Consider the following 21,659-nt stretch of genomic DNA (forward strand, 5'->3'; position numbering starts at 1 on the left):
GGTACGCTGAAGGTGGTGGCTCGCGCCACCGACAGCACTTCCAGGTGAAGAACGCCTGAATCTTCGCGGAGAGGCCTGAGCAACTCAGGACACGTCCGGTTGGGGTGCGGCGCATCACGCGCCGACTTCATGCGCCGATGCTCGCCATCGGTTGACGAGAGGACATGCCATGTCATCGAAGGACGAGAAGAACCTCACGCAGGTGCTGGAAAAGATCGCGAAGACCGACGAGCCGCGGCGGTCGATCATGCGGCGCGTGCACGACATCATCGTGACCGTCGCGCCCGATCTGAAACCGCGGATCTGGTACGGAATGCCCGCCTATGCGCTTTCGGCGAGCACGCCAGCACTGGTGACGCTGCGTAACGACGAACGCCTGAATCTCGCCATCACCGAGAAGGCCGATTTCCGGCCCGCTGGTGGTGCGGACGGCGCTCTGATGCCGGCTGCCTGGTACTTCGAGACCTTGGACGTTGACACAGAGAAGCGCATCGCCGAAATCGTCGGCACTGTGGTCTCATGACTGTCGGTGCCCTGCCCGCCTGGGCAGGGCACCGGCCCACCTGTGCTTTTGAGGGCGACGAGGTAGTCAGGACCGCGTCAACGCCTACGTGCCTCGAAAAGCGCAACCCTACGACGCCCTGCTCCACAGCAGGTACGCCTGCGCCAGCTGGGTCTGCACCTGCGGCGCCGCTTCACGGATGGGAGCGACCTGTGGCCGCGTGATCGTCGCAACCGCCACGATCAGGTCCAGCGCGGTGAGGGCCTGCCGGACCACCCCCTCGGCCTTCAGTGCAGCCAGCACCTGATCGAGCGCCTCGACGGCCGGGCGCTGAACCTGCGCCAGGGGAGTGGCGTCCAGGTCGCGGGCGGCGCCGGCCTGCAGTGCGAGGCCGTCGGTCAGCGCACCCAGCTCCATCGACATCAGCTGCGACAAGAGCTGCTCCCAGGACGCTGCTGCGTTCGTCTCGAGCCCGGCTCGAGCCTCGTTCGCAGCATCCAGGATGCCCTCGACGGTGTCCTGGACCACGGCTCGCACCAGATCCTCGCGGGACGGGAAATTGCGGTACAGGGTCGCGATGCCCACTCCGCTCGCCGCAGCGACCGTCTCCAGCGCAACGTCGCCGCCCCGCTCGGCAAACAGGTGCCTCGCCTGGGCGATGATCGCCTCTCTTCGCCGCGCAGCGTCAGCCCTCATCCCAGCTCCTTCAGGTTGACTTGCAGTCTAAACCGGAGGAATATCATCCGTAGATACGGAGGAAAACCCTCCACATAGATGTTTGAAGGATCCATGACAGCTCAAGCGCCGACATCCGGCTCCCATCGCAAGCACGCAGCCATCTGGGCGGGCCTGACCCTCGGCCTCTCGGTCATCCTGCTGGCCCTCCTCATGCTCTTCATCTCGCCCTCTCTCCATTCGGGACCGCGGGATCTGGGGCTGGGTGTCGTCGGGGCTCAGGGGAAGGCCGAGTCGGTCTCGGACGCACTGGAGTCCCAGTCGCCGGGCGCCTTCGCCGTCCAGGCCTACGACAGTGCCGACGCCTTGGAGCAGGGCATTCGGGACCGGGACGTCGTCGGCGGCTTCGACTTCTCGGATCCCGAGGACGTGCAGGTGTACGTGGCGAGCGCCGGCTCGACCGCGGTGTCGGGGACCGTCGGCAACGTCGGCACCATGCTGGCGGACAGCACGGGTCAGACGGCCGAGATCGTGGACGTGGTTCCGCTTCCCGCCGACGACCCGACGGGTGTGGGCATCGGCGGTCTGGCCTTCCCGCTGGTCTTCGGCGGCATCGTGCCGGCCGTGGCGTTCCGCTCCATGCTGTCCGGGAAGCGCGGGTGGATCTTCGCCGGCCTCACGGGCTTCTCGGTCGCCGGCGGGTTCGTCGTCGCTGCGGTCCTGAAGTACTTCTTCGGCAGCATCGACGGCCCTCTGGTCCCGGTCGCGGCCGCCGTCGCCCTCGGCATCGCAGCACTGGCGCTGCCACTGGCCGGCCTCCACGAGTGCTTCGGTCCCAAGGGCTTCACGATTGCCGCGATGTCCATGATGTTCGTGGGCAACCCCTTCGCCGGCATCTCGACCGGCGCACAGTGGCTTCCCTCCGGGGTGGCCACGATCGGCCAGCTCCTGCCCCCCGGCGCTGCCGGCACCCTCGTCCGTTCCGTGGCGTACTTCGACGGCGCCGGCGGAGGCGCTGCGGCCTTGACCTTGGGCATCTGGGTCCTGGTGGGAATCGTCCTGTGGTTCAGCGGCCCGCGCATCGCGGCCCACAAGACCCAGGACGAGGCAGCACTCGCGACCGCCTGAGGTTGTCGGGCCGGAACCCCGGGCGACGGCAGCGGTCGCCGCGAGGTTGCCGATGGCTCCTGGGCCTGATCCGCACGGAGGCGTCAGCGGGTCAGCTTTCGTGGGCGGAAGCGGAGTCGCCGTAGCCGGTGCTCAGGATCAGCGCGCCCGACGCGTACGCCGCCTGGCCGATGTGCTGAACTGCGTCGTCGATGATCGAGATCAGGCGCTGCCCCCGGGTCACCGGCGGATCCCAGTTCCGGTCGACGATCTCGTCGAACGCACTGTCGGGAAGTCGCGACGCGTAGTCGATGAGCGCGGTGAGCGTCGCTTCCAGGTATTCGACCAGCAGGCGCTGCTCATCGACCTTGATCTGGCCGGCCTGCTCGGCGCTGTGGCCATACCCGACGGACTCACCGAGCTCGCCCAGGTCGAACCGGCTGCGGTAGACCTCCCACTGCTGTGCCTCGCCGGACAGATCGGCGAGCTGCACGTCGACCTCTCGACCCGTGTGCCACAGCAGCCAGGCGACGGAGTTGGGGTGGGCGGCCGGATGCATGTTGAGCTGCTCAGACGTCAGGACCGGGAGATGCCGGGCGGCGTCGATGGGGCGGCGTGCGAATTCCGCGAAGACCTCGGAGACGTCCATACGTTCCATTGTGTGCACGACACTCCCGGTCTGCCACTGGTGGGCGCTGGCGCTATTGGCGTAGGTGTCCGGGGAGCAGCGGTGGTGGGTCGGAGCGGTACTGGTGGCCGGTGGGGGTGCGCCAGACGGTGGCTTTGCCGTCGGCGGTGACGGCCCAGCCCGGCAAGGTGGGGGCACCTCCCTGCACGAAGTGCTTGGGGGATTGATGCTGTGGGAGCGGGCGCAGAGGCCTTGGCCGTGTTGTCCTTGACGGACAGTCTGCCGTGCTCGTAGGCGTGGACGTGGTCGTCGTGGCGGACCTTGGCATCCTCCATCGCCGCTACGCGCCTTGTGCGATGGCTCCATTGCCGGTTGGCGGCAGTACTGGTCTCGGGTGCGGATGTGGGCTGAGGTGGTGCGGTCGAACCTGCGGCGGCGGGGTTCGCGGACGGCCAGGGTGCCGTCGACGGGGTCGATGAACAACCGGCGGACGGAGGCGCGGGGCGCGCGGGCGAGGATCTCCTCGGCCACATCGGGGCAGATGGGTCCGTAGCCGGTCAGCTCGACGGGAGTGTCGCCGCCGGCGACGAGGGTCTTGGCGTCCAGGACCAGGTTCAGCTCGACATCACAGGAGTCTGCGTAGGTCAGGCCGGTGACGCGTTCGACGAGGGTCTGGCACATGATCTGGCCGCGGGTGCGGGGATCGCCGGTGGCGCGCAGTCCGGTGGCGTAGTCGTCCAGGGCTTTGTAGGCGGCGAGGATCTGCTCGGCGGGGCCGCGGACGTGCAGGTGCGCGACGCCGTCCTTGTCGGGGAACATCGACACGCGTTGGTCGGCGCGGTTGCGGGTGGCGCGCTGGTGCGCGGCTTCGGCGTCGATGCTGATGACGACGCGGGCGGCAGCACGTCTGGCTTCGGCGGTGGTCAGGCCCGGCAGCTCGGGGCGAGTTCGCCGTCGGCGACGATCAGGTCGTCGACGTGCAGGGAGTCGACTTCGTGGGCGATGCCCCGCACGGTCGCTTCGCTGATCACACCGGTGGCGAAGAGGTCGAACACCGCGGGCATCTGCGCCATCACCAGTGCGACACCGACCTGGGTGCCGGCGGCGGTGGGCCCGATGTTGCGGGCCATCGCGACCTCGCCGATGACCGAAAGGGTCGGGTCTCCGGTGCCCAAGGGCATCAGCTTGGTGCGTTCGGAGTGCAGTCCGGCGATCTGCGCGAGCTGTTCGGCCTGCAGCGCCCGGATTCCACGATCGAGGGCCACGATCGCGTCGATCCGGTGGCCGCCGCGGTCCAGAACGGGGTCCCCACCGAAGTCGTGGGCGCGCACCTGAGTCAGTACTGACTCGGTCGGCGCGTCCTTGAACATACCTCCGTCGACCCGCAGTGGCACTGCCCAGCAGGGGGCCTTGGCCCCCATCGTCATGGACTGAAGAGCGCGGCGGCGCGGGCTGGGCCATAGTGCACAGATGACATCCGTTCTGGGCAATGCCGTCGACTCGCTGAAGCAGGCCTACCGGTCCAGTGGTGCCGACAGGCCGTTCGGTGACCCGCTCCGCTCCCACGGCGTGGCGATGGAGGGGTACTTCTGGCGATTCACCGATCCCGTGTCCGGGCGCGTCGTGCTGGCGCTCAACGGGGCGAACGACGGTGCCCGGGGGACGTGGTCGACGCTCGGGCTCGCGTCCCATCCCAACGGTTTCCTGCACACCTGCGTGCACCCGCTCAGCGCGACGGCCCCCGACAGCCTCGGAGTGTTCGCCGGTGATGCCTTCCAGGGCACCGCAGATCGTCTGCGAGTGGACCTTGCACCGGATGCCCGCCTCGACGTCGAGGTGCGCGATGCGGTGCCGTGGCCGCGCCGGAGCTTCGGCGGCTCCAGCGTCTTCCAGTCCGTTCCCGCGCTGAACCAGTACTGGCACCCGTGGCTGCTGGGCGGCTCGGCGCACGGACGCGCTGTGGTGGGGGACGAGACCTGGGAGCTCGACGGGTGGTCGGTCTATGCCGAGAAGAATTGGGGCAAGGGCGGTTTCCCGGACTCGTGGTGGTGGGGACAGGCGCAGGGATTCGCCGAGCCGTCCGCGTGCGTCGCGTTCGCGGGTGGTGAGGTCACGGCCGGACCCATCCGGACCACCGTGACGGCCGTGGTCGTGCTGCTGCCGGACGGGCGACTCATCCGGCTGGGTGATCCCGTGGTGTCCCCGGTCCGCGCCGAGGTCACCGACGAGCGCTGGGTGCTCCGCGGACGCAGCGCCCAGTGGCGCGTCGACATCGAGGGTTCGGGCAGCCTGGACCAGGCGCACGTGCTTCCTGTCCCTCTGCCCGGCGAACGACGCAACGTGCCCGGCGCGATCGAGCACATGGGCGCCACGATGCACGTGACGGTGCGCCGCCGGGGCCGGATCGTCTGGGAAGGCACGTCGGACCTCGCCGCCCTGGAGCATGGTGCGATCGACCGAGCCCGCGCCGAGGTGCTGCGCCGCGGGCATGGCGAGGACGCCGTCGACGCGCCGCCGGTCCGTGACTGACAGATCGGCCAGGATGTTGTCGAGCCGGCTGACGAGGGACAGGTGCCCTTCGTCGTCGAACAGGTGGGCCCTCAAACTCCGGTCGGGCGCACGGATCACTGAATCAGATCAGGCCGCGCAGGCGAGCCTTCAACGAGTCCTCGACGGCCTGGGTGACCGCCCGCTGCACCTGCCGCTCCAGGCTGTCCTGGTCGTCCAGGTCGGACAGCAGCTCGCGCAGATCCAGATCCTTGATCGCCCGGACGAGGACGTCATCGGTCTTCAGCGCCTTGTCGATCACCGAGTCCGGCAGCGCGCGGATGGCCGCCTCGAGGAAGCGGTTGAGGTTCGCCGAGTCCAGCGCCTCGTCGACCAGGTCGGACGCCGGCGGCAGGGAGCCGTCCGCCTTCATCTGCCTGACGGCTCGCAGCAGGCCCTGACGCAGCGCGTCGATCTCGGCGTCGGTGCGCTCGTCCGACTGCGCGAGCTCCAGGGTGAGTGCCTCCCGGCTGATGCCCAGGTCGCAGGCGGCGTTCGCGACGCCGCGCACCACGAGACGTTCGGTCAGTCCGTCGATGCCACCGGCTCGCGAGACGACGGGACGCTCCGCGCACGCATCCGCCGGCTGCAGGGGCTCGTACGTCCCGCCGCCGTGGGCAAGCTGCACGCCGATCACCCCGGCGACCAGCAGCACCGCCGCCACCGGCAGGGCGGCCCACCGGGGAAGCGCGCTCATGACGTCCTCCGCCGGCGGAACGGGATCACGGTCAGCAGGGCAGCGACGGCGAAGCCCGCCCCGATGAGGAAGGAGTCCCGGAAGGCGTGGGTCGCTGCCCGCTCGACCTGGCCGGTCAGCTGACGCTCGAGCCGGGCGACAGCCGGACGGTCCCCGGGGTCGACGTCGAGCGTCGCGAAGGCCCCGTGCAGATCGGGCACCTGCTGCTTCTGCTCCGTCAGCACCCGGCCCAGCGCCTGGGCCACGGCGATCTTGTCGTCCGGGGGCAGCGGAGCATCCAGCACCAGCGAGGTGATGGCCTCCTGGGCCGGCTCCTGCGCATCGCGCAGATCGGCGGTGAACACCGGCGTCAAGATGGCGAGCCCGAGGACGACGCCGATGTGGCGGGCGCCGATGGTCCATCCGGCGTGCCGCGCGCGCGGCAGGCGCATCTCCAACGCCTGGGACGTCAGCCGGTCGACGGTCATGCCGAGCCCCAGGCCCACCAGCGCCTGGGGCGCGATCGTCCAGGCGAGATCGGACGACGGGGGGATCGCGAGCCCGACCAGGCCGCCGGCGACCAGGAAGCAGCCCACCGCGACCTCGACGTCCGGTGGGGGGCGCAGGAGCCGGACGACCAGGGCGGCCCCAGCCCTGGACCAGCAGCAGCACCAGCAGGAACAGGGCCGCGGTGAGGGCGGCCGACATCAGCGCGAGCGTCAGGTTCGCGCGCACGAGCGGGCGGTGCCGGTCGGACTCCTCGAGCGGGGCGGACGCGACGCTGAGCGCCGCCGGGACGGCCAGCAGGGCGAACGGCACCTGCACCACGAAGATGGCCTGCCACGAGATGGCCTGGGTCAGCAGCCCGCCGACGACCGGACCGGCCGCCGTCCCGATCACGCCGGCGGTCACCCAGGCCGCGACGCCGCGACGCTCGCCCCGCTCGGTCACGAGCTGCTTGAGGCAGCCGACCAGGGCCAGTGCGCCGCCGACGGCCTGCACGCACCGCGCGATGATCAGCACCTCGATCGAGCCGGCCAGGGCGCACCAGGCGGACGCGCCGGCGAACACGGCGATGCCCGCGGCGCTGAAGACTCGCGGCGGCACGCGGACGAACGCCGCAGCCGCCGGCACCGCGGCCAGGCCAAGCACCAGGTTGTAGGCGATCAGCACCCACGCGACCTGCCCGACGGACGCATCGAGGTTGAGCAGGATGTCGGGCAGCGCGAGCGTGACGATCGCGGAGTCGGCGAGCACCATCGCCACGGTCACGGCGAGGAGGGAAGGCACGGCACGACGCACCCGGTCATCCTGTCAGCGGGTGCGCCCGGGCGCGAACCGCACCGGATGGACGCGGCTGGCGTTCAGTCGTCCGGGTGGATGCTGCGGGTCTCGAGCCGGCGACGCTTGCGGTGCAGCAGGTCGCTGACGTAGATCTTGGGCAGGATCTTGGCGAGTGCGAGCGCGCCGTACACCAAGGTGTTGATCGCCACGAATGCCGCCAGGATCGCGACCTCCTCGTGCTGCAGGACCGACTCGGGGATCAGCGCACCCGTGGACAGCGCCCCGGCGGCCGTCACCGGATCACCTGCGGCGGCACGGTCTCGGGCGGCAGCGTGTGGACGACGTGCTTCCACTTGGCGCTGCGGCCCAGGGCGATGTCCAGGATCCCCTTGACGTACACCACGTTGAGGACGGCCGCGAAGCACAGCTCCGGCAGCAGCGTCGCGCCGAGCACCCGGGCCTTCCAGCCTCCGTGCCAGACCGTGACGACGCGCTCGACCACGAACACCAGCCCCAGCCCGATCCAGAACGGGAACCAGATCCAGCTGTCCTGCGCCAGGACCATGAGGATCGACAGGGCGAAGTACGCACCCAGGGCGATGACTCCGTAGCCGATGCCGAGCTGCTGGATCCAGTAACGGAAGGTCTGGGGCGTGATGCCGTAGGCGCCCAGGTTCTCCACGGCGCCGCGCTGCCACCGCAAGCGCTGGGCCCACAGTGTGCGCCACGTCGGCATCAGCTCGGTGACGACCGTGCACTCGGCAGGGGACACCATGAGCGCGCCCAGGGACTTCAACGCGATCGTCAGCTCGTTGTCCTCGGTCAGCGAGGTGGTGTCGTAGACGTCTCCGGTGCGCCCGGGCAGGTAGAGGCCGCGGCTGGCGGCCACCGCCCGCAGGGCACGCGGACGAAACAGCGACGCGGTCCCGGTCAGGACGAACACGAGTCCGCGCCGCCGCCGGATCTCGCGGCCGTAGCGGATGTACTCGTTGCGTTGGAGCTGCGCGAGCAGGCCAGGGCTGTCGTCGCCGTAGAACAGGCCACCGACGGCCATCAGGGCGCGGTCGTCGCCCAGACGGGCGACCGCGGCTGCGAGGAAACCCTGATCGAGGCTCGTGTCCGCGTCCATCACCATCACGACGTCGTTGTCGCCGAGCCCGGGCAGCACCCGGGTCATCGCCTGGTTGAGTGCACCGGCCTTCTTGTGCACGTTGTCGACCGACTCGATGACCTCGACTCCGTGCCGGAGGGCGATGGCGACCGTCGAGTCGGTGCAATTGTCCGCGACGACGATGATCCGTTCGGGAGGATGCGACTGGGACGACAGCGACACGATCGTCGCCGCCAGCGAGGCCTCCTCGTCGTGTGCGGGGATCAGGACGGTCACGGTCACCGGGCCGGCGTAGACGTGGGCGGTGGCGGCCATGACGAGTCGCGGCGACAACGGCTTGTGCAGCGGGTCGGTGGCCCGGTGGGAACGGTTGACGATGGCCCGTTCGAGCGAAGCGATGCCCGCCGCGAACAGCAGCGCCAGGGCGATCGCCGCCACGATGACGTCGGCCGGCGGGGCGACCGTGTCGTAGACGACGTTCCAGACCCCGAAGACGATGCCGTCCTGATGTGCTCCGGCGACCGGGGGATCCCCGGACGCGACCGCGAGCCAAAGCAGCAGAGCTGCGCCGCTCACGACCGCCAGGATGACCAGGCCGACCGCTCGATGAAACCGTCCTACGCCCATGGGGCCCACTCCCGTTGTGCGTCACCCTACCGCCGCCGGGCGGGCCGCCCGACCACGCCGGGCTCAGTCCAGGGCGGCGAAGGACGCCAGGACCTCGACCTGCCGGACCAGGAAGCGGCCCTCGTCCAGCTTCTTGCGGCGCATCCAGGTCGTGACCTCCAGATTGCACTTGCTGGCATTGCAGGAGCCGCACGCCGGGACCACATTGGCCAGCGTGTACCGGCCGCCGCGCGAGATCGGCAGCATGCAGTCCTTCTGCAGGGCCTTGCCCGACTCGCCGCAGTAGGCGCAGCCGCCCCACGCCGCGGTCAGCGCGCCCCACTGCTCCGCGGTCAGGTCGCGGTCGACCTGTGCCATACGACGCTTGCGCCGACGCGCATAGGTGGCTGCTCGGGTTCGGGACGGCACGTGCTGATCGTACGGCCACCGACGGTGTGGACGACCCGGCGACATGTGACCGGATGTCCTGGGTCGCGGCGCGCACGTGTGCGGTTGCGCACTTGCGCGGTTCACGTGCCCAGCTGTCACACGCTGTTACTGTCGGCGGATGAACCGTCGTGTCGTGGGGACCGTGGTGTGGATCGCCCTGCTGGCAGGGGCGGCAGGGTGCGGAACGGGCAGCGATCGCGCGCGGGGCACGTGCGACGAGGCTGACCCGGCGGCGGTCAAGGAGGTCATGTCCCAGGCCCGGGCGGACTACCGGACGAGCGCCTCCGACGCGTCCCCGGAGATTCAGATCGACCACCTGGAGCTGCTGGGCTCGGGATCGGCGCGGTTGCCCGAGACGAGCCGGGAGCACGGCGCCGATCGGCTGCTTGCTGTGCTGGTGAAGACAGTTGTCGGTGGCGAAGCGGCGTCCTACAGCGCCGGAAGCGTCAACGAAGTCGTGTTCTTCGCAGCAGACGCGAAGGGCGATCTGCTCGGTCCGGTGGGTAGCCACACTGCCAGCCGTTTCGATCTCGAGGCGCCGGACGACCCCGACTGGACCGCCTGGGGTGAGCAGATCGAAGACTCGAAGCTCGCGTTCGAGCTGTTCACGTGCCTGCAGCCGGCGGACAGCTGACAGCCCTGGCGGGCGACCTCTGGTCTGGCTACGCTCGGCCCCATGCCCGCACCGAAGGTCGCCGACGTCGATGAGTTCTTCGCCCGGCTCGGCGATGTGCAGCGTCCGCACCTGGGGACGCTGCGCGGGCTGAGCCTCGAGGCGGCCGCCGGGTCCGGCGTCGTCGAGGAGCTGAAGTGGAACTTCCCGGCGTACACCAAGCAGCAGATGCTGTGGATGTTGCAGGGGTTCAAGCACCACTGCTCGGTCCGCTTCCCGGTCTCGTTCTTCGCGCCGTACCGCGACGAGGCGTCCGCCGCGGGCTACGAGGCGATCGAGGGTGCCCTGAAGATCCGCTGGGACCAGGACGTCCCCGAAGCCCTGATCGGTCGTCTCCTCGCAGCCCGGATCGACGACTTCGAGGCCGGCAACACCGCGTGGTCGGTGCCCGGTCAGCACAGCGGCAAGAAGAAGTAGCCGGGCATCGCCGCGGACACCGGCGCGACTACGATCGGGCCGGTGAGCCAGACCGAGACCGCCGAGATCGTCGTCATCCACACCGATGGCGGGTGCACCCCCAACCCGGGTCCCGGCGGCTGGGGAGCGGTGCTCCGGATGGGCCAGCACGTCCGCGAGATGTTCGGTGGCGACCCCGAGTCCACGACCAACAACCGCATGGAGCTGACCGCCCCGATCATGGCGCTGGAGGCCCTGACCCGGCCGGTCACGGTGCACCTGCACACCGACAGCACCTACGTCCGCAGCGGCATCACGCAGTGGGTCGCGGGCTGGGAGCGCAATGGCTGGCGGACCGCGTCCAAGCAGCCGGTCAAGAACGTCGATCTGTGGCAGCGGCTCAAGGCCGCGTGCGACCGGCACGAGGTCGAGTGGTTCTGGGTCAAGGGCCACTCCGGGGTCGCCGACAACGAGCTCGCCGACCAGCTGGCCACCAAGGGAATGCTCGAGGCGATGGGCCGTTGACGACTGACTCGCGGCCGAACGGGTAACTCACTGCCATGAGCGATCCCATCACTGCACGCAACGACACCGACGACAGCACTTCCGACGAGGGCGGACAGCTGGCCAATCCCGGCCCCGTCCCCGCTGAGCCCGAGGACTCCACCGACACCGGTGAGGGACGCCCAGGCGATCTCTCGGCCGAGGCCGGCCCCGATCAGGACGATGCCGGCGGCGTCCTGGAGGAGTGATCCACCGCCAACCCACGCTGGGCCTGACGTTTTGACCGACACACCGACGGTGTGTCTGCCAAAACGTCAGGCCCAGCGGCGTGTGGGGGTCAGGCCCGGTTCTCGAGAGCCTCGGTGAGCAGGGCGACGAGCGCCTCCATCTGGATGTCGGCCGACGACGAGATCTCCTCGTCGGAGCCGTCCAGGGCCCGTGCCGCCAGACCGGCCTTGCTGTCGATCAGCTCGGCGATCTTGCCGTCGATCGTGTGCGCGGCGATGATCCGCCACGCGGTGACCGGCTCGCCCTGACCGATGCGGTGCACGCGGTCGATGGCCTGCGTCTGCTCAGCGTCGGTCCACGACAGCTCCGCCAGGACGACGTTGGAGGCGACCTGCAAGTTGAGGCCGACGCCCGCGGCGGTCAACGAGCAGACGACGATCTCGACCTCCTCGTCGTTGACGAAGGCGTCGATGTTCTCCTGGCGCGCCTTGGGGCTCTGGTCGCCGCGGATCGAGGAGTACTTGATGCCGCGCTTGGCGAAGGTCTCCTCGGCCACGTCCATCACGTCGATGTGCTTGGCGAAGAAGACGACCTTGCCGACGTTGCGGGCCAGCTGGGCGGCGTAGTCGGCGGCGAGCCCGGCCTTGGCCTGGCCGATGCGGCGCATCATGCCGAAGACGTTCTCGCCGGTCTTCTCGTCATCGCTGTCCTCGCGCTCCCAACGGGCGACGCTGCGGACCAGCTCGTGGTCGATGCCGTCGACCGTGACGCCCGACGTGCGGGTCTCCAGCGCCCGGTCGTAGCGGGCGACCAGACGGCGGGCCAGCTCGCGCTCGGAGTCGCGGATCGAGCGACCCACCGCATCGTCCAGCTCCACGGGCAGGTCCGCGATCCGGCGGGCGGGGATGTCGGCGGCCACGTCGACCTTGCGGCGCCGCACGATGCCCATGCTGATGACGCTGCTGCGCGCTGCTGAGTAGAAGCCCGAGTCGGCGGGCGTCAGCCCGGTGTCCTCCAGCTTGTCCATGAGCTCGGCGAGCGGCTTCTTGTCGTCGATCCAGCCCAGGAACTGCCAGATCGCGCGGAAGTCCTCGATGTCGTTGATCAGCGGTGTGCCGGTCAGCGCCATCAGCAGGGGCCGGACCGTCCGGGTGCGGATGCGCTCGGACAGCTCTAAGGCGTGCTTCGAGCGCTGGGACGACTTGTTCTTGATGAAGTGCGCCTCGTCGATCACCATGCCGCGGAAGCCGAATTCACCCAGCCAGCCGACGTGCCGGTCGAGCACCTCGTAGTTGACGATCACGATGTCGGCGAAGCCGTCGATCGAGTCGCCGTCGCCCTGGATGACGGTGGCCTTGCGGTTCGGCGTCCAGATGCCGACCTCACGGGCCCAGTTGGTCTTGACCACGTTCGGGACCACGACCAGCAGGGGATAGGCATCGGCGGCGTGGGCGGCGAGCAGCGCCTGGGCGGTCTTGCCCAGGCCGGGCTCGTCGGCCAGCAGGAAGGTGCGGTGTCCTTCGGCTGCGGCCGCCACGACCTGCGCCTGGTGCGGCATCAGCTCGTGGCCGCCGGGCGTCATCAGGAAGCCCGGCTCCGGCAGCGGCATGCACGACGAGGCGCCGCCGTACTCGAAGGCGCGGAACAACGGCCCGAGGAGCTCCCACGTCGCCAGCCGCTTGGGGCTGGAGGTGCGGTGCACGGCGGAGAAGTCAGGGGCGAGGAACGGGTTGGCCAGCTGCCGCGCGATGACCGACTGCGGCACGACCCGGCGCTCCGGCGCGGCGGCGGCGGGGGCGTCCTCCGAGGAGCTCTCCTCGACGGGAGCCTCGATGCCCGCGGCCTGCAGCATCTCGGTGCGCAGGGTGTCGGCGGCGTCGGTGAAGACGGCGTTCTCGTCCAGCAGGGGGTAGACCGTGGGATCCAGCGCGACGGTCTGGGCCAGGATCGTCGCGACCCCGTCCAGCCGCTTGAGCTGCTCGGCGCGGTGCGCCTCGGTGGCGTTCTTGTCGTTCTTGACCCGGGTGCGCTCCTCGCGGACCAGCACGGCGACGACCTGGAACTTGGTGCGACCCGAGGGGCTCAGCGGCCCGCGCTGCGCCTTCGCCTCGACCTCGCGCACGGCCCGCGCGAGGACGCGGATGATGTCGCCCTTCTCGAGCGGACGTGCACTGCGCTGCTGACGTGGAGCAGTGCGGGTGGCGCCGGCCTGGCGCTGGCCTCGTCGAGCCAAGAGTTCCTCCTGTGGACGTCAGACCTGCGTCCGACTGTGCGGCGGCACCGGGCCCTGCTCGTGGACCGTGACGAGAAGCGAGCCGGACGAGGTGGTCGCCCTGCGCGCTGTCGGTCGACCGCCGGGAACTGCGCATCCGGCGGACGCCTGTCATGGGCGTGCCGTTCGAGGAACGACATCGACCATGGCCCTGGAGCAGTCATCGTCGCTGGATGCAGCGACACTGCGGGTTCGGTGTCCTGGACCATGTTACCCCTGCGAGGTGCAGGACGCGCGAGAACCCGGCAACGTCAGGACGGCCTGGGCCGGGATCGTTCCTAGGCCGGCGGGGCGGTCTGCGGGCCCGAGTGTCGGCCGGCCGGGTCGGACCGGTCGACACCATCGGGGTCCTCCGCGGATCGTGGCGGGGCCAGCCACACCGCGAACAGGGTGGTGATGGGAACCGCGAGCACCAGGCCGATCGCGCCCACGAGCGTCCGCACGATCTCCTGGCCGATCTCCTCGGTCGTGGCGATGTCGGCGAGGCCGCGCTGGTACGCGGTGGCCAGCAGCAGGACGGTCATCGCCGAGCCGGCGTACGCGAACACCAACGTGTAGACGCTGGACGCGATGTGGTCGCGTCCGATCCGCATCGCGGAGGCGAACAGCTCGGCGGCACGGGCCGCGGGCCGGGCTGCCCGCAGCTCCCACACCGCGCTGGCCTGGGTGACGGTGACGTCGTTCAGCACGCCGAGACCGGCGATGACCATGGTTCCCGCGACGATCGCCGACAGCGAGATGTCGGGGACGGTGGCGATGAGCCGCTGGTCGTCCTCCGACCCGACGCCGCTCAGCTGCGACCAGCCCGTCGCCGCGACCCCGATCAGCGCCGTCAACAAGATGCCCATCAAGGTGCCGAACAGCGCCGACGTCGTGCGGATCGAGATGCCGTGGGCGAGGTACAGCACCACGATCATGATGACGGTCGACCCCACGACCGCCACGGCCAGCGGTGACTCGCCGGCCAGGAAGGCCGGCAGCATGAACTCGGTCAGCGCGAACAGCGTCACGCCGATGCCGACCAGCGCGAACAGCCCGCGCCACCGGGCAACGACAATGACCAGCAGCGCGAAGATCGCGGCCAGGCCGAGCAGCGGCACCCCGCGGTTGAAGTCCAGGAACTCGTACGAGGCCTCCTGCCCCTGCGGCTCGATGCGGATCAGCTGCACCTCGTCGCCCACGTCGATGCCCGCGCGGTAGCGGGAGGCGTCCAGGTCGAACGTGCCGGTGCCGCCGGGCACCTTCGCGGTGACGCGCGCGCAGTCCCCGGCGAGCTCGACCGTGCCGTCCGGACCCTCGCCGCCGCTGTTGCACTCGAACGGCACGACCTTCGTGACCGTGCCCTCCACGGTGCTGACGCCCTCGGCGCCGTACGGGTTCTGGTCGCGCGGCACCTGGTCGGCATCCGGCCACAGCACGATCATCGCCACGACCGCGGCGGCGGCGATCACCGCGACGACGGCGGCCAGCCAGATGGCGAGGCGGCGGCGGGGCGGCCCGTCGGAGGCTGGTGAGTGCGAGTGCGAGTGCGAATGTGCCACCATGACAGCGTGCCAGAGGACGACAGCGAGCATCTCCCCGGCGCCGTCGGAGGCGCTACCCGCATCGGTCGCACGGTGCGCCGGCCCACGGGGCCCTGGACGCCTGCCGTGCACGAGCTGCTGACGTATCTGCACGACAACGGGCTGCGCGGCGTGCCCACGGTGCACGGCCTGGACGACGAGGGACGTGAGGTCCTGGAGTACGTGGAGGGCCGCGGCGTCCCGATCGACCGGGAGATCGTGCTCGACTCGGTGCTCGAGGAGGCCGTCGTGTGGCTGCGCGACTTCCACGACATCGTGGAGGGCTACCGGCCGTCCGGCCCGCGCACGTGGCGCGGGGGCGAGGCCGAGCTGGAGCCGGGCCAGATCATCTGCCACCACGATCCCGGCGCCTACAACTGGATCATCCAGAGCGGGCACTTCGTGGCGATGATCGACTGGGACATGGCCGGTCCCGGACGACCCATCGAGGACCTGGCCTTCCTGGCGTGGACGGCGATCCCGCTGTACCGCGAGATCCCCGCCGCAGACGTCGCCCGCCGACTCGACATCCTGGTCGAGGCCTATGGCGAGTGGGGCCCGATGACGGTGCTCGAGGCGGTCGCCGAGCGGATGTCGGTGGCCGCGGACCGCATCGAGGCCGGGCAGGCCCGCGGCGACCAGGGCTTCATCAACCTGGCGAGGGTCGGCGAGCCGCAGCGCACCCGCGACCGGGTCGCGGCCTTCCGGGCACGGCTGCCCGAGATCGAAGCAGCTCTGTGAGCAGGCCTGCTCTGGCGGAGGCGCTGGACCTTGCGCCCCACCCGGAGGGCGGCTGGTACCGCCGCACGTGGGCGTCGCCGGTCGAGGTGACCCTCCCGGACGGCCGCGTGCGCCCGACCGCGACGCTGATCCACTTCCTGCTGCCCGCGGGGGAGTCGTCCGCGTGGCACAAGGTCGCCTCCGACGAGCTGTGGATCGCCCAGCAGGGCAGAGTCTGCCTTGAGCTGGGCGGCGACGCCGACCTGCCGGGCAAGGTCACCGGCCAGGTGGTGGGGCTTGATCTGGACGCGGGGGAGGTGCCGCAGGCACAGGTGCCGGCCGGCGTCTGGCAGCGGACCGTGCCGACCGACGCCGATGCGTTGGTCAGCTGCCTGGTGTCGCCCGGCTTCGACTTCGCCGACTTCCAGCTCGAGCCGGCGACGGACTGAAGTCAGGCGCGCACGAGTCGCGGCGTCCCGAACGTGGTGCGGATGCCCGCCGAGTGCAGCACCGAGTCCGGTGCACGTCCGGCGACGCCGGGCAGCCCGGCCACAGCCAGCAGGCTGTCGTCGAGGTGCTCCAGTGTGGCGCGGCGCAGCGGCCACGGGGTGTGATGGTTCGGCAGCCACAGCGTGCGCCCCAGCCGCCGGGTGTGCAGCCCGAACCGGGCCGTCACGAACTCCTCGACGGGGGAGAGCTGCGCCACCGGCTCGCCCACGGTGACACGCATCGTGCCGCCGACGCCACGGGGACCGGGCCAGCGCCGCCGCGTCGTGTACTCCAGCGCGTCACCGTCCCGGCGGATGCGCATGCGGGCCCACATGTAAGGAAGTCCCAGGAAGAATCGGGAGCCCAGGGCGAACAGCAGCCGGGCGGTCTCGAGCGACCGGAAGACGACGCCGTGGCGTCCCTGGCGGTCGACGCTGTACAGCCGCACGTTGGTCTCGGCGAAGTCGCCGATGAACGGCACCCCGGGGCCCCGGGCGAGACCTCCGTGGCGCAGGTGGAACGGGATGAGCCCGACGTAGGTGACGCCGTCGAGGACGTCGGGCCGCGTGCCCGCGGGGAGCAGTCCGGCGACGAGCTCGGGATCGACCGCCCAGTGCACGAAGGTGATGCTGGTCCAGTCCTGCCGCAGGATCCCGGGCCCGGGCAGAGTCGCCGGTACCGGCTCGAACGGCGGCGTCAGGTTGCCTGTCCAGCCGGTTCCGGTCACCGGTCCCAGTGTGCCCTGGCCCTACGATCACGGCATGCTGAGTGTTCCTCGACGCGCCGTTCGCGCCCGGACGCTCGTGGGGACTCCGTCCGACCCGACACGAGGAGAACCGTGACCATCGCCGCAGACGACGTCGACCGCGGAATCGTGCCGGACACGGCGCTCGAGGCGGAGGCCCTGGACCTCGCCCCGCGCCCGGAGGGCGGCCAGCCGTGACGCTGCTGGACGACGATGCGTCGGCCTCCGCCCTGCGCCACGGTCGCTGGCAGATCGTGCTGTTCATCGCAGCGCTCGTGGTGTGCCTCGCCATCATGCTTGCGCACCCCGAGCTGTTCCAGCTCGAGGAGGGCGAGGAGGCCGAGGTGTCCGAGCTGCACGCGACCCTGCGACCGTGGTCGATCGTCGCGGTGGGCGCCATGACGGTCTGGGCGCTGGTCCTGCCCGCGCTGGCGGCGCGTCACCGGCACGCGCTCGCGACCGATCCCGCCGCGCGCCGGTCGTTCCGGGTGGCCTCGACGACGCTGATCCTCCTGCCGGTGCTCCCGGGCTGGCTGCTCTGGGGCCCGGCCGGTCTGGGGGCGGCCGCGATCGGGTTGGTTTGCCTGGTCGCGACGTCGGTGCTGGCGCGGGCTCGCAACACCCAATGACGGCGCACCTACGCGATCCCACGCCTCGCACCACACGTGTGACCTGAGTCACGTCTAGGGTGTTCGCCATGGACTCCCCACTCACCACCGTCGGCCTGCCGGTTGCGCTCGGGATCATCATGTTCGGACTCGGCCTGTCGCTGACCGTCGCCGACTTCCAGCGGGTGCGCCGCCATCCCCGCGCGGTCGCCATCGCGCTGGTGTGTCAGCTGCTGGTCCTGCCCGTGGTGTGCCTCGGCCTGGTCGTGCTGCTGGACCTGCCGCCGCTGCTCGGCATCGGGATGCTCCTGCTCGCGGCCTCCCCGGGAGGCACCAGCGCCAACCTGTTCAGCCACCTGTTCCACGGCGACGTCGCGCTCAACGTGACGCTGACCGCGATCAACTCGATCATCGCGATCTTCACGCTGCCGATCATCACGAATCTCGCGATCGCGTACTACGACCGCGAGGACTCGGTGTCGCTGCAGTTCTCGAAGGTCGTCGAGGTGTTCGCGGTCGTGCTCGTGCCGGTGCTGCTGGGCATGCTGGTCCGGTCCCGGCGGCCCGGCATCGCCGCCGGTGCGGACAAGCCGGTCCGCATCGGCTCGGCCGTCATCCTTGCCGTGCTCGTGATCGGCATCCTGGTCGACCAACGGGACAAGATCGGCGAGTACTTCGGCGACGTGGGACTCGCGACGGGCCTGTTCTGCGCGATCAGCCTCGTCGTCGGCTACGTCGTGCCGAAGCTGCTGGGCGTCACGGAGGCGCAGGCCATCGCCTCGTCGATGGAGATCGGCGTGCACAATGCGACGCTCGCGATCTACATCGCGGTCGAGGTCCTCGACACCACCGAGATCTCCGTGCCTGCGGCGGTCTACTCGATCTTCATGTTCGCGTTCGCGGGCCTCTGGGGGTACCTGCTCTCCCGCCGCACCGCGAAGGTCGCGGTCTAGTCCTCGCTGCGTCCCAGCCACCCGTCGGTGAGCCTGTTGCGGAACACCCCGTCCGGGTCGAGCCGCTCGGCCAGCGCACGGAACTCCGGCAACCGTGGATAGGCCGCGAGCAGCCGTTCCGGCGTCGTCTCGAACACCTTGCCCCAGTGCGGCCTGGCCGCGAACGGGGCCAGCGCGTCGTCGAGCAGGGGCAGGAAGGCCGTGACCGCGGGGACGTCGAGCCGCCAGGTGAAGTGCAGCGCGACGCTGTCCCGGCCGCGGCTGGGGCTGAGCCACAGGCCGTCGGCCGCGATCGTGCGGATCTCCGAGACCAGCAGGATCGGCGCGAGCCGCTCGCGCAGCGCCCGGACGGACGCGATCGCGTCCAGGGCGTCGGTGCGGGCGACCAGGTACTCGGTCTGCAGCTCGTCGCCGTCGCTGGGGGTGAACTCCAGCCGGAAGTGCGGGAGGCGGTCCCACCACGGGCCGGGCAGGCCGAGCTGCCGGGTCGTCGCGCCGGGATCGACGCCGGGCAGCGGGTGCAGCTCCTGCGTGGCGACCTGTGCGCCGAACAGCTCGGTGACCGGGGGCGCGTCCGTGCGGGACTTGGTCCAGATCTGGTGTGGGCCGGTATCGCTCCAGTCCGTGTACATGCTGACGCTGTAGGCGCTGGAGGTGATCTCGTCGAAGTGCTCGGCGACCTCGGCCCACGGCAGGTGCTCGAACAGGTCCTGCTGCATCCAGAACGTCGGGACGATGTCGAGCGTCACGGCGGTCACGACGCCGAGCACGCCCCATGACACGACCATGCCCTCGAAGTCTGGGTCGCCGCGACGGACGTCCATGAGCTCTCCATCGGCCGTCACGAGCCGCAGCCCGGCGACGGCGGCGGCGAGGCTGTGGTTGCGGTCGCCCGACCCGTGCGTCCCGGTCGCGATCGCGCCGGCCACGGAGATGTGCGGCAGCGAGGCGAGATTGGGCAGCGCCCAGCCCGCGGCGTCCAGCTGCTCGACCAGCTCGCCGTAGCGCAGGCCCGCCGAGACGGTGACCTCGCGCGCCTGCTCGTCGATGTCGACGACGACCGGCAGGTGCGCGACCGACACCTGGGCGTCGTCGGTGTCGGCGATGCGGTTGAACGAGTGCCGCGAGCCCAGCGGGCGCAGCCGCGACGCAGATGCCACGATCTCGCGCAGCTCGTCGACCGTGGCCGGCTCGTGGAGCGAGGTCGCGCCGTACGTCAGGTTGCCTGCCCAGTTGGTCCCGGTCACCGGTCCAGTGTGCGCCGCTGCCGGTGACGTCACATCTCGAGGCGCCGGGTCAGCTCGAGGTCGTCGAGGAACCGCTCGTCATGACTCACGACGACGAGTGCCCCGCGGTACGACCGCAGCGCGTCGACGAGGTGCCGGATGCTGGGCAGGTCGAGGTTGTTGGTGGGCTCGTCCAGCAGCAGGAGCTGCGGGGCGGGCTCGGCCAGCAGCAGACAGGCCAGCGTGGCCCGAAGGCGCTCGCCACCGGAGAGCGTCGCTGCGAGCTGGTTGGCGGCGCGGCCCCGGAACAGGAACCTGGCCAGCCGCGACCGGCGCTGTGTCTCGCTGGCTTCCGGTGCGATGGCCGCGATGTTGTCGGCGACGGTCAGCGACTCGTCGAGGACGTCCATGCGTTGCGGCAGGTGGCGGATCGGCACCATCACCTCGACCGTCCCGCCTGTCGGCTGCAGCTCGCCGGCGACGGTGCGCAGCAGCGAGGTCTTGCCGCTGCCGTTGGGGCCGGTCAGGCCGATGCGCTCCGGTCCGCGGACGTCCAGGTCCAGGATCGTACGGCCGTGCGGGGCGCGCAGCTCCCGCGCGATGAGCACCGTCCGCCCCGGCGGCACCGCCGTCTGTGGCAGGTCGACGTGGATCTCCCGGTCGTCACGCAGCCGGGACTCCGCATCCTCGAGCCGGGCACCGGCAGCTTCCGCCCGGCCCTCGTGCAGGCCACTGAGCTTGCCGGCGGCCACCTCCGCGGAGCGCTTGCGGTTGCCCATGACGATCTTGGGCTCCCGCTTCTGGTCGTACATCTTCTGCCCGTACCGACGCCGGTGCGCCAGCTTGCTGTGGGTCTGCAGCAGCTCGCGCTGCTCGGCTCGCAGGTCCGCCTCGGCATTCCGGACCGCCCGCGCGGCAGCGTCCTGCTCGACGGCGACCGCCGCCTCGTAGTCGTCGTAGCCGCCTCCGTACCAGGTGACGACGCCCTCGCGGAGCTCGGCGATGTCGTCCATCGTGTTCAGCAGCGCACGGTCGTGGCTGACGACCAGGAGCGTCCCGCGCCAGGACGAGATCACGTCGACGAGCCGCTCGCGCGCGGACCGGTCCAGGTTGTTGGTGGGCTCGTCCAGCAGCAGCACCGACGGTCGGCGCAGCAGCAGCGCGGTCAGCGACAGCAGCACCAGCTCGCCGCCCGAGAGCGACCCCACGGGGCGGTCGAGGGTGAGGTGCCCCAAGCCCAGCCGGGACAGCTCGGCGGTGGTGCGCTCGGCGATGTCCCAGTCGTCGCCGATGAGGTCGACGTCGTCCTGATAAAACTCGCCGGCGTCCATGCGCTCGAGGGCCGCCAGCGTCGGCGCGACGCCGAGGACGTCCGCGACCGGGCGGGAGGGTTCCGTGCCGGGGTCCTGCCGCAGGTACGCGAGCGAGCCGTCCACGGCGATCGTGCCGGCCTGCGCCTCGAGGCGCCCGGCGATCAGGCGAAGCAGGGTCGACTTGCCCGAGCCGTTGATCCCGACCAGACCGTGCCGGCCGGGGCGGCCGGTGGACAGGTCGAGACCGTGGACGACGACGGTGCCGTCCGGCCAGGCGAAGTGCAGATCGGTGATCGAGATGGAGGTGTGGGCCATGCGTGCGCTCCGAGAGGTCGTGGGATCGCGCGCACCGTCGGCATCGACCGGTGCGGGCGGGGGACTGAC

Annotated in this window: 24 protein-coding genes and 1 pseudogene; 11 read left to right on the forward strand and 14 right to left on the reverse strand. The window is 70.6% G+C overall.

From position 1 onward, the window contains the following. Nucleotides 1-169: 169 nt before the first annotated feature. Nucleotides 170-523 (forward strand): DUF1801 domain-containing protein, encoded by a 354-nt coding sequence (locus NQV15_RS04185; RefSeq protein ID WP_232398352.1) that lies wholly within the window; start codon nucleotides 170-172, stop codon nucleotides 521-523. A 108-nt stretch (nucleotides 524-631) separates the two neighbouring features. On the opposite strand, the gene NQV15_RS18120 is transcribed toward NQV15_RS04185, so the two are convergent. Next, the gene (locus tag NQV15_RS18120; RefSeq protein WP_304523568.1) at nucleotides 632-1,198 is read right to left on the reverse strand and encodes a TetR/AcrR family transcriptional regulator; all 567 of its coding nucleotides are present in this window, start codon (nucleotides 1,196-1,198) and stop codon (nucleotides 632-634) included. A gap of 93 nt (nucleotides 1,199-1,291) precedes the next feature. Between NQV15_RS18120 and NQV15_RS04195 the strand changes: the two genes are divergently transcribed. Next, the gene (locus tag NQV15_RS04195) at nucleotides 1,292-2,305 is read left to right on the forward strand and encodes a hypothetical protein (protein ID WP_232398353.1); all 1,014 of its coding nucleotides are present in this window, start codon (nucleotides 1,292-1,294) and stop codon (nucleotides 2,303-2,305) included. A 91-nt stretch (nucleotides 2,306-2,396) separates the two neighbouring features. On the opposite strand, the gene NQV15_RS04200 is transcribed toward NQV15_RS04195, so the two are convergent. Next, nucleotides 2,397-3,731 carry a DinB family protein gene (locus NQV15_RS04200; RefSeq protein WP_232398354.1) on the reverse strand — a complete coding sequence of 445 codons (1,335 nt, stop codon included), beginning with the start codon at nucleotides 3,729-3,731 and terminating at the stop codon, nucleotides 2,397-2,399. Nucleotides 3,732-3,835: 104 nt separating this feature from the next. Then, nucleotides 3,836-4,282: a DUF222 domain-containing protein gene (locus NQV15_RS04205; protein ID WP_232398355.1), complete on the reverse strand. Its 447-nt coding sequence runs from the start codon at nucleotides 4,280-4,282 to the stop codon at nucleotides 3,836-3,838. 100 nt (nucleotides 4,283-4,382) lie between these two features. On the opposite strand from NQV15_RS04205, the gene NQV15_RS04210 reads away from it, so the two are divergent. Continuing rightward, complete coding sequence (locus NQV15_RS04210) at nucleotides 4,383-5,441, forward strand: tocopherol cyclase family protein (protein ID WP_232398356.1); 1,059 nt, start codon at nucleotides 4,383-4,385, stop codon at nucleotides 5,439-5,441. Between the two features lie 103 nt (nucleotides 5,442-5,544). On the opposite strand, the gene NQV15_RS04215 is transcribed toward NQV15_RS04210, so the two are convergent. From NQV15_RS04215 to NQV15_RS04240, 6 genes and pseudogenes are all read right to left on the reverse strand, one after another. Further along, a complete protein-coding gene (locus tag NQV15_RS04215; RefSeq protein ID WP_232398357.1) occupies nucleotides 5,545-6,156 on the reverse strand; it encodes a hypothetical protein in 612 nt (203 codons plus the stop codon). Next, nucleotides 6,153-6,731 (reverse strand): MFS transporter, encoded by a 579-nt coding sequence (locus NQV15_RS04220; RefSeq protein WP_232398358.1) that lies wholly within the window; start codon nucleotides 6,729-6,731, stop codon nucleotides 6,153-6,155. Before NQV15_RS04220 ends, NQV15_RS04215 begins: the two co-directional genes overlap by 4 nt. 124 nt (nucleotides 6,732-6,855) lie before the next feature. Next, nucleotides 6,856-7,395: pseudogene (locus tag NQV15_RS18185) on the reverse strand (MFS transporter); the annotation flags it as partial. Between the two features lie 104 nt (nucleotides 7,396-7,499). Beyond that, a complete protein-coding gene (locus NQV15_RS04230; RefSeq protein ID WP_232398360.1) occupies nucleotides 7,500-7,715 on the reverse strand; it encodes a hypothetical protein in 216 nt (71 codons plus the stop codon). Beyond that, nucleotides 7,712-9,106 (reverse strand): glycosyltransferase family 2 protein, encoded by a 1,395-nt coding sequence (locus NQV15_RS04235; RefSeq protein ID WP_232398361.1) that lies wholly within the window; start codon nucleotides 9,104-9,106, stop codon nucleotides 7,712-7,714. Before NQV15_RS04235 ends, NQV15_RS04230 begins: the two co-directional genes overlap by 4 nt. A 114-nt stretch (nucleotides 9,107-9,220) precedes the next feature. Continuing rightward, complete coding sequence (locus NQV15_RS04240) at nucleotides 9,221-9,565, reverse strand: HNH endonuclease (RefSeq protein ID WP_232398362.1); 345 nt, start codon at nucleotides 9,563-9,565, stop codon at nucleotides 9,221-9,223. A gap of 139 nt (nucleotides 9,566-9,704) precedes the next feature. Here NQV15_RS04240 and NQV15_RS04245 point away from each other — a divergent pair, with 139 nt between their 5' ends. Genes NQV15_RS04245 through NQV15_RS04260 form a run of 4 tightly spaced genes read left to right on the forward strand, consistent with a single transcriptional unit; the run spans nucleotide 9,705 to nucleotide 11,407 of the window. Continuing rightward, nucleotides 9,705-10,220, forward strand: coding sequence for a hypothetical protein (locus tag NQV15_RS04245; RefSeq protein ID WP_232398363.1), 516 nt, complete (start codon nucleotides 9,705-9,707; stop codon nucleotides 10,218-10,220). A gap of 42 nt (nucleotides 10,221-10,262) precedes the next feature. Continuing rightward, on the forward strand, nucleotides 10,263-10,676 hold the full coding sequence (locus tag NQV15_RS04250; protein WP_232398364.1) for an iron chaperone: 414 nt from the start codon (nucleotides 10,263-10,265) through the stop codon (nucleotides 10,674-10,676). A 42-nt stretch (nucleotides 10,677-10,718) separates the two neighbouring features. After that, a complete protein-coding gene (rnhA, locus tag NQV15_RS04255) occupies nucleotides 10,719-11,180 on the forward strand; it encodes a ribonuclease HI (protein ID WP_232398365.1) in 462 nt (153 codons plus the stop codon). A gap of 35 nt (nucleotides 11,181-11,215) precedes the next feature. After that, a complete protein-coding gene (locus tag NQV15_RS04260; protein WP_232398366.1) occupies nucleotides 11,216-11,407 on the forward strand; it encodes a hypothetical protein in 192 nt (63 codons plus the stop codon). A gap of 89 nt (nucleotides 11,408-11,496) precedes the next feature. On the opposite strand, the gene NQV15_RS04265 is transcribed toward NQV15_RS04260, so the two are convergent. Both NQV15_RS04265 and NQV15_RS04270 read right to left on the reverse strand, forming a co-directional pair. Then, complete coding sequence (locus NQV15_RS04265; RefSeq protein ID WP_232398367.1) at nucleotides 11,497-13,620, reverse strand: DEAD/DEAH box helicase; 2,124 nt, start codon at nucleotides 13,618-13,620, stop codon at nucleotides 11,497-11,499. A 317-nt stretch (nucleotides 13,621-13,937) separates the two neighbouring features. Continuing rightward, nucleotides 13,938-15,200: a YibE/F family protein gene (locus NQV15_RS04270; RefSeq protein ID WP_232398368.1), complete on the reverse strand. Its 1,263-nt coding sequence runs from the start codon at nucleotides 15,198-15,200 to the stop codon at nucleotides 13,938-13,940. A 9-nt stretch (nucleotides 15,201-15,209) separates the two neighbouring features. Here NQV15_RS04270 and NQV15_RS04275 point away from each other — a divergent pair, with 9 nt between their 5' ends. Then, the gene (locus NQV15_RS04275; protein ID WP_232398369.1) at nucleotides 15,210-15,962 is read left to right on the forward strand and encodes a phosphotransferase; all 753 of its coding nucleotides are present in this window, start codon (nucleotides 15,210-15,212) and stop codon (nucleotides 15,960-15,962) included. Beyond that, entirely contained in the window at nucleotides 15,959-16,390 is a 432-nt protein-coding gene (locus NQV15_RS04280) for a cupin domain-containing protein (RefSeq protein WP_232398370.1), read from the forward strand. The genes NQV15_RS04275 and NQV15_RS04280 overlap by 4 nt, the downstream gene beginning before the upstream one ends. A gap of 2 nt (nucleotides 16,391-16,392) precedes the next feature. Here NQV15_RS04280 and NQV15_RS04285 read toward each other — a convergent pair whose 3' ends face one another. Further along, the gene (locus tag NQV15_RS04285; RefSeq protein ID WP_232398371.1) at nucleotides 16,393-17,157 is read right to left on the reverse strand and encodes a YqjF family protein; all 765 of its coding nucleotides are present in this window, start codon (nucleotides 17,155-17,157) and stop codon (nucleotides 16,393-16,395) included. A gap of 212 nt (nucleotides 17,158-17,369) precedes the next feature. Here NQV15_RS04285 and NQV15_RS04290 point away from each other — a divergent pair, with 212 nt between their 5' ends. Further along, nucleotides 17,370-17,804, forward strand: a complete 435-nt coding sequence (locus NQV15_RS04290; protein ID WP_232398372.1) for a hypothetical protein — start codon at nucleotides 17,370-17,372, stop codon at nucleotides 17,802-17,804. Between the two features lie 68 nt (nucleotides 17,805-17,872). Beyond that, a complete protein-coding gene (locus tag NQV15_RS04295; protein ID WP_232398373.1) occupies nucleotides 17,873-18,736 on the forward strand; it encodes a bile acid:sodium symporter family protein in 864 nt (287 codons plus the stop codon). Here the strand turns inward: NQV15_RS04295 and NQV15_RS04300 are convergent. Beyond that, nucleotides 18,733-19,983 (reverse strand): FAD-binding protein, encoded by a 1,251-nt coding sequence (locus NQV15_RS04300; protein WP_232398374.1) that lies wholly within the window; start codon nucleotides 19,981-19,983, stop codon nucleotides 18,733-18,735. The two genes, NQV15_RS04295 and NQV15_RS04300, sit on opposite strands and share 4 nt — an antisense overlap. Before the next feature lie 29 nt (nucleotides 19,984-20,012). Next, complete coding sequence (locus tag NQV15_RS04305; protein ID WP_232398375.1) at nucleotides 20,013-21,590, reverse strand: ABC-F family ATP-binding cassette domain-containing protein; 1,578 nt, start codon at nucleotides 21,588-21,590, stop codon at nucleotides 20,013-20,015. Nucleotides 21,591-21,659 lie beyond the last annotated feature (69 nt).

The organism is Aeromicrobium wangtongii, from assembly GCF_024584515.1.
Taxonomy (GTDB): domain Bacteria; phylum Actinomycetota; class Actinomycetes; order Propionibacteriales; family Nocardioidaceae; genus Aeromicrobium; species Aeromicrobium wangtongii.

Coding starts and splice junctions, on each gene's coding strand:
- NQV15_RS04260 (WP_232398366.1), top strand. CDS start 11,216: ATGAGCGATCCCATCACTGCACGCAACGACACCGACGACAGCACTTCC.
- NQV15_RS04195 (WP_232398353.1), top strand. CDS start 1,292: ATGACAGCTCAAGCGCCGACATCCGGCTCCCATCGCAAGCACGCAGCC.
- NQV15_RS04295 (WP_232398373.1), top strand. CDS start 17,873: ATGGACTCCCCACTCACCACCGTCGGCCTGCCGGTTGCGCTCGGGATC.
- NQV15_RS04185 (WP_232398352.1), top strand. CDS start 170: ATGTCATCGAAGGACGAGAAGAACCTCACGCAGGTGCTGGAAAAGATC.
- NQV15_RS04205 (WP_232398355.1), bottom strand. CDS start 4,282: ATGTTCAAGGACGCGCCGACCGAGTCAGTACTGACTCAGGTGCGCGCC.
- NQV15_RS18120 (WP_304523568.1), bottom strand. CDS start 1,198: ATGAGGGCTGACGCTGCGCGGCGAAGAGAGGCGATCATCGCCCAGGCG.
- NQV15_RS04210 (WP_232398356.1), top strand. CDS start 4,383: ATGACATCCGTTCTGGGCAATGCCGTCGACTCGCTGAAGCAGGCCTAC.
- NQV15_RS04200 (WP_232398354.1), bottom strand. CDS start 3,731: ATGTTCCCCGACAAGGACGGCGTCGCGCACCTGCACGTCCGCGGCCCC.
- NQV15_RS04305 (WP_232398375.1), bottom strand. CDS start 21,590: ATGGCCCACACCTCCATCTCGATCACCGATCTGCACTTCGCCTGGCCG.
- NQV15_RS04250 (WP_232398364.1), top strand. CDS start 10,263: ATGCCCGCACCGAAGGTCGCCGACGTCGATGAGTTCTTCGCCCGGCTC.
- NQV15_RS04245 (WP_232398363.1), top strand. CDS start 9,705: ATGAACCGTCGTGTCGTGGGGACCGTGGTGTGGATCGCCCTGCTGGCA.
- NQV15_RS04215 (WP_232398357.1), bottom strand. CDS start 6,156: ATGAGCGCGCTTCCCCGGTGGGCCGCCCTGCCGGTGGCGGCGGTGCTG.